Source organism: Curtobacterium sp. Csp2, assembly GCF_013347165.1.
The window spans coordinates 1,998,810-2,009,088 of record NZ_CP054593.1 but is presented as its reverse complement, the minus strand read 5'-3'; the positions used below and the strand labels follow the sequence as shown (position 1 = coordinate 2,009,088).

At 73.1% G+C, this 10,279-nt stretch carries 10 protein-coding genes; 4 read left to right on the top strand and 6 right to left on the bottom strand.

What is annotated here, in order from left to right:
- Positions 1-154: 154 nt before the first annotated feature.
- The 3 genes from HUN59_RS09770 to exaC are packed head-to-tail and all read right to left on the bottom strand — an operon-like array spanning position 155 to position 3,406.
- Positions 155-1,387: a GAF domain-containing protein gene (locus HUN59_RS09770; protein WP_174778215.1), complete on the bottom strand. Its 1,233-nt coding sequence runs from the start codon at positions 1,385-1,387 to the stop codon at positions 155-157.
- A gap of 52 nt (positions 1,388-1,439) precedes the next feature.
- Positions 1,440-1,865: a DUF779 domain-containing protein gene (locus HUN59_RS09765; protein ID WP_174778214.1), complete on the bottom strand. Its 426-nt coding sequence runs from the start codon at positions 1,863-1,865 to the stop codon at positions 1,440-1,442.
- Positions 1,865-3,406 carry an acetaldehyde dehydrogenase ExaC gene (exaC, locus tag HUN59_RS09760; RefSeq protein ID WP_174778213.1) on the bottom strand — a complete coding sequence of 514 codons (1,542 nt, stop codon included), beginning with the start codon at positions 3,404-3,406 and terminating at the stop codon, positions 1,865-1,867. Before exaC ends, HUN59_RS09765 begins: the two co-directional genes overlap by 1 nt.
- 139 nt (positions 3,407-3,545) lie before the next feature.
- On the opposite strand from exaC, the gene HUN59_RS09755 reads away from it, so the two are divergent.
- The 4 genes from HUN59_RS09755 to HUN59_RS09740 are packed head-to-tail and all read left to right on the top strand — an operon-like array spanning position 3,546 to position 7,914.
- On the top strand, positions 3,546-4,628 hold the full coding sequence (locus tag HUN59_RS09755) for a DUF6177 family protein (protein ID WP_174778212.1): 1,083 nt from the start codon (positions 3,546-3,548) through the stop codon (positions 4,626-4,628).
- Positions 4,618-4,992, top strand: a complete 375-nt coding sequence (locus HUN59_RS09750; RefSeq protein WP_174778211.1) for a hypothetical protein — start codon at positions 4,618-4,620, stop codon at positions 4,990-4,992. The genes HUN59_RS09755 and HUN59_RS09750 overlap by 11 nt, the downstream gene beginning before the upstream one ends.
- Positions 4,989-6,329, top strand: coding sequence for an AAA family ATPase (locus HUN59_RS09745; RefSeq protein ID WP_174778210.1), 1,341 nt, complete (start codon positions 4,989-4,991; stop codon positions 6,327-6,329). Before HUN59_RS09750 ends, HUN59_RS09745 begins: the two co-directional genes overlap by 4 nt.
- Entirely contained in the window at positions 6,319-7,914 is a 1,596-nt protein-coding gene (locus tag HUN59_RS09740) for a hypothetical protein (RefSeq protein WP_174778209.1), read from the top strand. Before HUN59_RS09745 ends, HUN59_RS09740 begins: the two co-directional genes overlap by 11 nt.
- Here HUN59_RS09740 and HUN59_RS09735 read toward each other — a convergent pair.
- The 3 genes from HUN59_RS09735 to HUN59_RS20095 are packed head-to-tail and all read right to left on the bottom strand — an operon-like array spanning position 7,892 to position 10,141.
- Positions 7,892-8,755 carry an SseB family protein gene (locus tag HUN59_RS09735; RefSeq protein ID WP_174778208.1) on the bottom strand — a complete coding sequence of 288 codons (864 nt, stop codon included), beginning with the start codon at positions 8,753-8,755 and terminating at the stop codon, positions 7,892-7,894. The two genes, HUN59_RS09740 and HUN59_RS09735, sit on opposite strands and share 23 nt — an antisense overlap.
- A complete protein-coding gene (locus tag HUN59_RS09730) occupies positions 8,752-9,687 on the bottom strand; it encodes a hypothetical protein (RefSeq protein WP_174778207.1) in 936 nt (311 codons plus the stop codon). The genes HUN59_RS09735 and HUN59_RS09730 overlap by 4 nt, the downstream gene beginning before the upstream one ends.
- The gene (locus HUN59_RS20095) at positions 9,638-10,141 is read right to left on the bottom strand and encodes a DNA/RNA non-specific endonuclease (RefSeq protein WP_368076226.1); all 504 of its coding nucleotides are present in this window, start codon (positions 10,139-10,141) and stop codon (positions 9,638-9,640) included. The genes HUN59_RS09730 and HUN59_RS20095 overlap by 50 nt, the downstream gene beginning before the upstream one ends.
- Between the last annotated feature and the right edge of the window lie 138 nt (positions 10,142-10,279).

The window sequence follows — 10,279 nt, the reverse complement described above, 5'->3', positions numbered from 1 at the left end:
GCACCCACCCCGCCCAGCGCCCCGGAGCAGGGCGACCAGGCGACGCCCGCACCGACGTCCGGGTCCTGACCGGACCGCACCCGCTGCGGGAGGCGCACCCCGTCGGCCGCGTGGTCGACGCGGGGCGCGCCTCCCGGCCGGTGTCCCGACCCCGTCAGCGGCGGTCGAGCGCCTCGATCGCCGCGACGAGACCGGCCCGCCGCGGGGACCGCCGCGGCAGCACCCCGAGCAGGGCGCGGAGCACCTGCGGATCCGCGGCGCCGTCCGCGGTCCGCGACCACGCCTGCAACGCCTCGACCCCGCCGTCGGTCAGCACCGACTCGCGGAACCGGGACCGGACCGCGTCCCGCAGGTCGTCGACGCCCGGCGACGCCGACCCCGGCAGGACCGGTCCGGCGTACCCGTCGACGGCCTGGAGGCGCGCCCCGCGGTCGAGCGCGGACAGCACCGTCTCGACGTCGGTGCGGATCCCGGTCAGGCGGTACGGCCGCGACGACAGATGCGCGCCGGGCGCGTGGTCCGCGAGGACGCGGCGGAGGCGCACGACCTCCGCCCGGAGCGTGGGGACCGCACGGCGGTCGCCGTACACCGCGACCGCGAGGTCGGCTGCGGCGAGACCGCCGGGCGTGGACGCCAGGACGGCGAGCACCTCGGAGTGCCGCTCGGACAGCCGGACGGCACGGTCTCCGGTCCGGAGGGTCGCGGTGTCGGACCCGAGCAGCGTCAGTTCGGCCGAGTCGGCACCGCGGCGGCCTCGGTCTGCTCGGTCGGCTCGGTCGGCTCGGTCTGCGCGCGGGACGGTCGTCGAGGTCGCCCGGGTGGCGTGCCGGAGGGCGGTGAGGGCGATCTCCGCCTCGGCCGCGGCGGCCGTCGCCGTGAGGAGCGGCAGCGTGTGGCGCTCGACCGCACGGTCGTCGCCCGTGATGTCGAGGGCGCCGACGACCGAGCCGTCCGCCGCGTGCAGCGGGACGGCCGTGCAGGAGAACGCCTTCACGGCGGTGGCGTAGTGCTCCTCGGACCGGATCTGCACGCCGCGGTCGAGGCGGAGCGCCGTCCCCGGGGCGCTCGTGCCGGCGTGCTCCTCGGCCCAGTCGGCGCCGGCCGTGAAGCCCATGTCCTCGGCCGCGCGTCGGGCCGCACGTGCGCCGTCCACCCAGACGATGCAGCCGGCGGCGTCGGTCAGCGCGACGACGCACCCGGCGGCGCGGACGTCGTCGAGCAGGAGCCGACGGACCACGGGGAGCGCGGTGCCGATCGGTCCCTGGCCACGGATGGCGTCGAGCTGGGCGTCGTCGAGCGCGAGCGTCGGCAGGCCGTCCGGGTCCACCCGGGCCGAGCGACGCCAGGACTCGGCGACGAGCGGGCGGAGCCCTGCGGGAGCGGGCACGGTGCCTCCCCTCGCAGGTCTCCGCCGCGCCGTCGCGGTCGGTGCGGTCAGCCTACGTCGGCCGCACCGCCGGGACCAGGCCCAGGTCCTCGAGCTCGGCGTCGGTCAGCATCCGTGAGCGGGTGAGGAACCGCTTGCCCTCGGGGACCTCGACCGAGAACCCGCTGCCCCGCCCGTCGACGACGTCGATCGTGAGGTGGGTGTACTTCCAGTACTCGAACTGCGCTCGGGACATGTACACCTCGATGGGCGCTGTGACCTCGACGGGGTCGAGCTCGGGGACGTCGATGGTGCCGAGCAGGACGTCGCCGGGACCGGTGCGGAACATCCCGACGGGGTAGCACATCGGGCTCGAGCCGTCGCAGCAGCCGCCGGACTGGTGGAACATCAGCGGTCCGTGCCGGGCCGTGAGCGCGCGGAGGAGCTCGGCCGCCTCCGGCGTGACGGCGACGCGGGCGGTGCGCCCGGGGTGCGTCATCAGAAGAACCCCATCGGACCCTCGGCGTACGACACGAGCAGGTTCTTCGTCTGCTGGTAGTGGTCGAGCATCATCTTGTGGTTCTCGCGGCCGACACCGGACTGCTTGTAGCCGCCGAACGCCGCGCCGGCCGGGTACTGGTGGTAGGTGTTCGACCACACTCGTCCGGCCTGGATGTCGCGGCCCGCCCGGTAGAGCGTCGTCGCCTCGCGGCTCCAGACGCCCGCGCCGAGCCCGTACAGGGTGTCGTTGGCGATCCGGATCGCGTCGTCGTACCCGTTGAAGCGCGTGAGGGAGAGGACCGGTCCGAAGATCTCCTCCTGGAAGATCCGCATCGCGTTGTCGCCCTCGAACACCGTCGGGGTGACGTAGTACCCGCCGCTCAGTTCGCCACCGAGGTCCGCGCGCTCGCCGCCGGTGAGGAGCTTCGCGCCCTCCTGCTTGCCGATGTCGATGTAGCTCAGGATCTTCTCGAGCTGGTCGTTCGATGCCTGGGCGCCGATCATCGTCGACATGTCCAGCGGGTGGCCCTGCTTGACCGCTCGGACGCGGTCGAGCCCGTCGGCGACGAAGCCGTCGTAGATCTCCGCCGCGACGAGCGCCCGCGACGGACACGTGCAGACCTCGCCCTGGTTGAGGTTGAAGAAGGCGAAGCCCTCGAGCGCCTTGTCGTAGAACGCGTCCCGCTCCTGGGCGACGTCGGCGAAGAACACGTTCGGGCTCTTGCCGCCGAGCTCGAGCGTGACCGGGATGAGGTTCTGCGACGCGTACTGCATGATCAGGCGCCCGGTCGTGGTCTCGCCCGTGAAGGCGACCTTGCGGACGTCCGGGTGCTGCGCGAGTGGAGCCCCGACCTCGAACCCGAAGCCGTTCACGACGTTGACCACCCCGGCGGGCAGCAGGTCCTCGATCAGACCGAGGAGCACGTGGATCGACGCGGGCGTCTGCTCGGCGGGCTTCAGCACGACGCAGTTGCCGGCGGCGAGTGCCGGTGCGAGCTTCCACACCGCCATCAGGATCGGGAAGTTCCACGGGATGATCTGCGCGACCACCCCGAGCGGCTCGTGGAAGTGGTACGCGACGGTGTCGTGGTCGATCTCCCCCGTCGAGCCCTCCTGCGCGCGGATCGCGCCGGCGAAGTAGCGGAAGTGGTCGATCGCGAGCGGGATGTCCGCGCCGAGCGTCTCGCGGATCGGCTTGCCGTTCTCCCACGTCTCGGCGACGGCGAGCACCTCGAGGTTCTGCTCCATCCGGTCGGCGATGCGGTTCAGGATGTTCGCGCGCTCGGTGACGCTCGTCTTCCCCCAGGCCGGGAAGGCCTTCCACGCGGCGGCGACGGCCTTGTCGACGTCCGTGGAGTCGCCCCGCGCGACCTCGGTGAAGGTCTTCCCGGTGACCGGGGTGGGGTTCTCGAAGTACTGCCCACCCGTCGGCGGGACGTACTCGCCGCCGATGTAGTGGTCGTACCGGGAGCGGAAGGCGACGAGCGCTCCGTCCTCGCCCGGTGCGGCGTAGGTGGTCGGCGATGCTGCGATGGTCATGGTGGTGCCCTCTCGACGACGATGTCGACGGCGCACGGTCTGCGCGCCTCGGACGGGACGCTACGGCGGCGGGGGTTGCAACGGGTTGCGGAGCGGCCCCGCCCCGCGCTGCGCGCCGCCGTCCCGTATGGTCGGGTGCATGGGGATCGAGCACCCGCTGGTGGACGGGACCGGCGCGGGCTACGTCGTCAGTGAGACCGTCGGGCGGCTCGTGGCGCTCACCCCGATGCGCGCGGACCTCGTCGTCCAGGCCGCGGCTGCCGGACTCCGGGTGGTGTTCCTGACCCCGGACTCCTCCCGCCTGACCGAACCGTTCCGGCAGGTCCTCGACGCGGCCGACGGACGCTGGGTCGTCCGGTCCGGCGACGGCGCGCTGCGCGACGGGTCGACCGGCACGTCGCTGCTCGGACTCGCCGACGGCTTCCGCTCTCCCCGGACCACCGACGCCGTCGACCCGCGGTACCTCGAGGTCCCCCGACCGGAGCAGGTGCAGTTCGTGGTGTCGGCGTCGATCCGCCACCGCCCCGACGCCGGCACGCGCCTGGGTCGGGCGTGGGAGACGTTCGCCGCGCTCGGGCCCGGCACCACCCCGAGCGGCTGGGGCTCGCACGAAACGGTGGAGGCCGACTGGGACAAGGACACACTCACCGCTGCCGCTCGCGCGCGGATGCCGCAGGACGCCCGGTTCGTGGTCGTCGGCGACGAGCGGACGCCGCTGGCGGGGTCGCTCACCGCGCGGCGCACCGAGCACGGCGTGGAGGAGGTCGTCTCCGGCCTGGTCGGCGTCGGGGCCCCCGGCAGCGACGCGGTCCGACGCGCGCACGATGCCGTGACCGTGCTGCTCGGTGACCTCTGCCGCACCGCGCTCCCGCTTGTCGCGATGGTGTTCGCCCGCGTCGGCTCGGCCGACCTGACCGTGCGCCCGACGCTGGAGCAGGACCCCGAACCCGTGGCGATGCTGCTCGGCGCTCCCGCCGTCAAGAGTCTCGGACTCGACGTCGACGAGATGCGCGACCGGTTCGGAGCCGAACGGGTCGGCCGTCCGCGGGTGCCGTCGCTCGTGTTGCGGTTCCGCGACGGCCCCTCGCGCCCGGACGCCACCGGATGGGATCGCCTGCGCCCCGTGGTCGACCACCTGGGCCGCGACGCCCTCGAACGCCTGACCGGCCGGGACCTCGGCGCCGGCCGGACCCCGCAGGAGGAGCAGCACCGTGCCCCGTGAGATCACGATCCTCGGTCCGACGCTCGTCGGCGACGCCGAGTTCCGCCCCGCGGCCGCCGCGGTGGACCCCGGGATCGGCCTGCGACTCGTCCGCGGCGGACTGGTCGGACGCTTCACCGACGCCGACGGACGGGTCGTCGCCACCGTGCAGCACCCCCGCCGCGTCCGCTCGGTCACCGAGGTCCGTCGCCTGCTGCCCGACCTCACCGAGCTCCCGCCCGAGGCGGAGGGTGGCGGCTGGTGGTGGACCGACGTCCTCGTCCCCCTGCACGACGACGCCGGGTCCGTCGGCACCGCACTGGCGGTGGCGATCGCGGACCACGCGCACGCCGCGCTCTCGACACAGGACGGTGGCCCGCGATGACCGACGACCCGCTCTTCGCCAGTCTCTTCGCCGCCGTGCAGGCAGCGCCCGACGACGTCGCCTTGCGCGGCCAGGTCGCGCAGCTGCTCCTGCAACGCGGCCGGGCGGCCGAGGCACTCCAGCACGCCGCCGTGGTGCTGCAGCTGGACCCCGGCAACGCGCTCGCCCTGCACGTGCTCGCGGACGCGAGCGCCGCGCTCCGGACGCCCGGACCCACCGACGTCGGCGACGCGGCCACCGGCACCGAGCCTCCCGGCCGTCCCGAGGAGGGATTCGACTGGCGACGTGCCGAGGCGGAGCTGGGACGCAGCGTCCCGCCGCCCTTCGTCGAATCCGCCGGCCGCCCGCAGGACGGGCCGACACCGCCGAACGAGCCGTCGGACGGGCCGTCGGCCGTGCCGTCGGACGTGCCGGAGAAGATCCGGCTCGACGGCGAGGGCGAGCACGTCGTCGACGTCGAGGTCGAACGGCCCGACGTCACCCTCGACGACGTCGGCGGACTCGCGGACGTCAAGCAGTGCATCCGCGAGTCCTTCCTGGAACCGATGCGGCACCCGGAGATCGCCGCGGCCTTCGGGCAGACGCTGCGCGGTGGGCTGCTGCTCTACGGACCGCCCGGGTGCGGCAAGACCTTCATGGCGCGGGCCATCGCCGGCGAACTCGGCGCGCACTTCGTGACCGCGCGGATCGACCAGGTGCTCGATCCCTACCTCGGCAACACGGAGAAGAACCTGCACGCCGTCTTCGAGGCGGCGCGGGCGCAGACGCCGGCGGTGCTGTTCCTCGACGAGATCGACGCGCTCGGCGCCCGACGGTCGAGCATCGGCAGCGGCTGGAGCGGACTGCGGCAGATGGTGAACCAGCTGCTGCTCGAACTCGACTCCGTCGGTTCCGAGAACGACGGGCTGTTCGTGCTCGCCGCGACGAACAGCCCGTGGGACGTTGACCCGGCGTTCCTGCGCCCCGGACGACTCGACCGGATGACGCTCGTGTTGCCGCCGGACGCTCCCGCGCGCGAGGCGATCCTGCGCCACCACTTCGCCCGACGCCCCATCGCCGGCATCGACCTCGGACAGGTCGTCGCGGCGACGCAGGACTTCTCCGGGGCCGACCTGGCGCACCTCGTGACCTCCGCAGCAGAACAGGCGATGGCCCGCTCCGTCGCCGCGGGTGAGATCCAGCCGCTCGTGATGGCGGACGTGCAGCACGCCCTCGGCCAGGTCCGACCGTCGACGGGCTCGTGGCTCGTGACCGCGAAGAACGTCGCCGCGTTCGCGAACGCCGACGGCCGGTACGACGACCTGGTGGTGTACCTGAAGCAGAAGCGTGTCCTCTGACGCCACCGAGTCGGTCGTCGCGCGGGCCGGGTCGCTGCGGGCCCTCGGGCAACTCGAGGCCGCCGAGCGACTGCTGCAGGACGCGCTCGGTACGGCTCCGGGCGACGCTGCGCTGCTGACGGAGTGGGCCGCGCTGCTGCAGGCGCGTGGCGACCTGCTGCAGGCCGAGCAGGCCGCGCGGTCCGCGCTGCAGGCCGCTCCCGACACGCTGCCCCCGTACCTGCGGCTGGTGGCCGTGCTCATCGTGGCCGGCCGGGCCCCGGAGGCGCTGACCATCACCTCGCAGCTGGTCGGCATGGCACCCGACGTCGCCGGCGTGTGGGCACAGCACGCGCTGGCGAGCATCGACGGGCGTGGCCGCCGCATCGAGCAGGTCCGGCACGCGTACCACCGGGCGCTCGAGCTGGAGCCGGGGTCACCGGAGTGGCACACGGTCGCTGCCGTCTGCGAACGGGTGCACGGCAACACCGGACTCGCGCGGGGGTTCGTCGCCGCGGGGCTCGAGCGGGCGCCGCAGCACCCGGCACTCCTGGCGCTCCGAGCCGAGTACGCACCCGTGGCCGAGCAGCCCGGGTTGTTGCTCGACCTGCTCGTCACCAACCCGGGTGACGAGGAGTCACGGGAACTACTCGACGCGGCTGTCACCTGGGAGCGTCGAGCAGCGTCCGCTGTCGCGCTCGTCCCGGTGGTCGTCGCGGCCGTCGCGCTGGCAGGACCCGGTCTCCCCGGAGCCGTGGCGGCGACCGTCGCCGCGGCCGGGGGCGCCGCCGCGGTCTGGGCAGCGCTGCGGCGGTACCGACGGCGTCGTGATCGGCTGCCGGCGAGCTACCTCGCCACGCTGAGCCGGCGCGGATCCGTCGTCGCCCGATGGGCCGCGATGGTCACGACCGGGTTGGTCGTGCTCGGTGTCGCTGTGCGCTGGGTGGCGGTCGGCGTCGACGGTCCCGCCTGGGAGCTGGCCAGCGCGTGGGTGCTCGGCACCGCGGTCGTCGCGGGGCTGCTGTCCGTTGCGGCGCCGCTGCCCGGGGACGACCGGGTGCTCCGTGCCGCACGGGCGCGGACCGGGCGGGTGCTGTGGGGCGTCGGGTGGCGCTTCGGCAGCCTGCGCCAGGAACTCGCGCTGTGGACCGGGCTCGGGGCAGGGGTGCTCGGGCTGTTGGTCGCCGCGACCGGATCGTCAGACGGCGCACCGGCGGGACTCGTCACCGCCGCGGCGTGGCCGATCGCCCTCGTCACGGCGACGGCGTTCGTCGAGGCCGTGCGCGCTGGACGGTTCGCGCCGCAGCGGTACCTGCGGAGTCTCGGCATCCGCTACCGGCTGCTGGCGCTCGCCGGGCTGACCATCGGGCTCGTCGCGATCGGCGCCCTGGGGCTGCAACCGCCGGGTGCGCGCGGGACGTCGGACCGCGAGCCCGCTCCGGTCAGCACGTTCACGGTTCCGGGCGCGCCGGCGCCCGGTTCGCCCGGGCCCGGTTCCCCGTCGTCGGGCTCCCCGGTACCGGTGCCGTCGTTCTCGGTGCCGAGCTTCGACGTGCCCACCATCCCACCGCAGTCGCGGTCGGTCAGCGTGCCCACTCCGGGATGAACCGCGCGTTGCGCCCCTGAGCGGCGAACTCCCCGCGCCAGGCATCGAGTCCCGGAACCGGATCTGCGTCGGTTCGGGGAACGCGAGGATCGGCAGCTCCGAAGTCGAGTCGGTCGTCGTACACGAACGAGTACGAGAACGATCCGGCCGAGGTCAGGTGGAGCTCGGCGCCGACCCGGGTTCCCTTCTCCGGTTCGGCCGCGGAACGCCGGAGCACGCGGAACTCGTCGACCATCGGGTCCGGCACCTGCACCGGGAAGGTCTGTCCTGCGGAGACGACTGCGCCGCGCGCTGTGTGTTCGCTCCCGCAGAACCCCACGAAGAAGTCCGCCGAGTCGAAGGTGCCACCCTGTGCCAGCCACCGGTACGCGTTGCCGGCGAGCGTCGACTGAGCCTGCTGCGTGGCGACGATCGACCCTGCCGGTTCGGGCTGCCCGGACTGTTCCGTGGGGGTCGTCCGTGGTGCCAGCAGTTCGGCCGGGATCTGCGGGTGCACGTGCGCCACGAGGGCGGCCGGCAGGTGCAGTTCCCGCGGACCCGGGTTGACCAGGATGCCGCTGTCGGGGATGGCGATCCCGATGACCCGTGCGCCCGTCAGGACGACCACGTCGTCGGCGGTCGGCAGGTCGATCTGCAAGCTGTGCTGCTCGCCGGTGAACACAGCCAGGGCAGGGCCGTCGTCCCGGTGCGTCACGATCGGGTAGGCCGTCTCGCCGTCGATGTGCATCGGCACCAGGAGCGGACTCGGGACGAAGCTGTCCACGAACTCACCGAGTCCTGACGGGTCGACCAGGGCGCGGCCGAGCCGGGCGTCGAGGTCCGGGTTCTCCAGGCCGGTCATCGGTCGAACCGCCGTGCGACCTGCCAGTCCACGAGGTCGGTGATCGCGTCGGTCACGTCGTCCTCGGCGCGGTCCGGGCCGTTCGGGGTGTCCAGCTCGGCTGCGAGGGCGCCACACGAAGCGGTGTCGTGGACGAACCGTCGGAGCAGCGGCCCGGTGGCGGAGGCTGCGACCTGCTCGAGTGCGCGGTCGTCGACCTCGCGGTGGAGCAGCTCCGTCGCCGGGGTGTCCGCACGGAGCGCCCGCACGATCTCCTCTGACACGGCGTCGAACACCTCGGACCAGCGTGTCGACGACGCCAGCGAGGCGCGCGCCGGCGGCCAGGTGGGCGCCGCAGCGATCGCCCGCTCGATGGCAGCGCCGTCCCCGGCCTGAGGCTCTGTGCCCTCGCCTGCCACGAGTGCATACAGCCATGCAGGGACGTGCTCGGGCGAACGCGGGTGTCGGGCGAGTTCTTCCCCCCACGCCTCATCGAGTGGCAGCGCCAGGTCGACGTCCGAAGGGTCGAGGTCCGGGATCAGCCGGTCGAACCAGACGCGGCCATCCCAGTTGTACGAGAACGAAGAACTGCCGGACGCCCGGTCGACATCGAGGGAGGCGGAGAACCAAGCTCCCCGTTCAGGATCAGCCATCACCTCGCGGAGTTGTTCCCAGAGGTCCTGGAACTGCCCTCGGACGCGCATGGATCCGAGAGAACCGTCTGCCCGGGTGAATCGACTGACCAGCGTGCCCATCGAGCCCACCTCGGCCACGATGAACCGAGCCGTCACCCAGTCGTCGTGGGGGCCGAGCAGCCGACCTGCTTCCGCCACGATCCGCGCTTCGAGGGCTTGTTGTTCCGCTGTCACATCTCTCCAGAGTGCAGAGCCGCAACACGGCGGCTCATGGGGTCGGGGCGTTCGAGAACCGGGCCGATCGAATCGGGCCGTCACCGATCTGGTATTCCACATCGTACCTGGACGGCCGGAGTCCGTCCGGGTACGTCAGGTTCACTTCGACACGGACCGATCTGCCGGAGTCGATCGCCGTCGCCCACTGGTTCTCGAGGGCCTTGTACGCTCCGTGGTTGACCTTGCTCCACTGCGCCGTGAGGTTGATGCCCTCACCCGGACCGCCGAAGAGCGTCGCGAAGATGTGGCCGCCGTGGTCGACACGCAAACGGTCCGCCCCTCCCGCGGCAGTCTGTTGCCCACCGTGCCGAGACCGGTTCTCGAGCTCCTTGACCACCTGGTCGAGGTGACCCTCGGCGTGCACGACCCGTGCGTGCTCGTCGGTCTCGTAGACCCACTTGCCGCCGTCGATCTCGTACCGCGTGTTCCCCTCGATCGCCTTGTGGTAGAGGTCGGTGTTCCACGCCCCCTTGCTGCCGGAGTCGTACTGGCGCACCGTCCGCTCGACGCCGTCGTCCCCCAGGTGCGTGGTCGGCGGTGTGTCGTGCGCGGCAGGGGCGTCCCCGTGCGGAGCTGGCGGGGTGTCGTCGCCGTGCGCGGGGCTCGGTGCGTCGTCGTGCACGCCGGTCGGGGT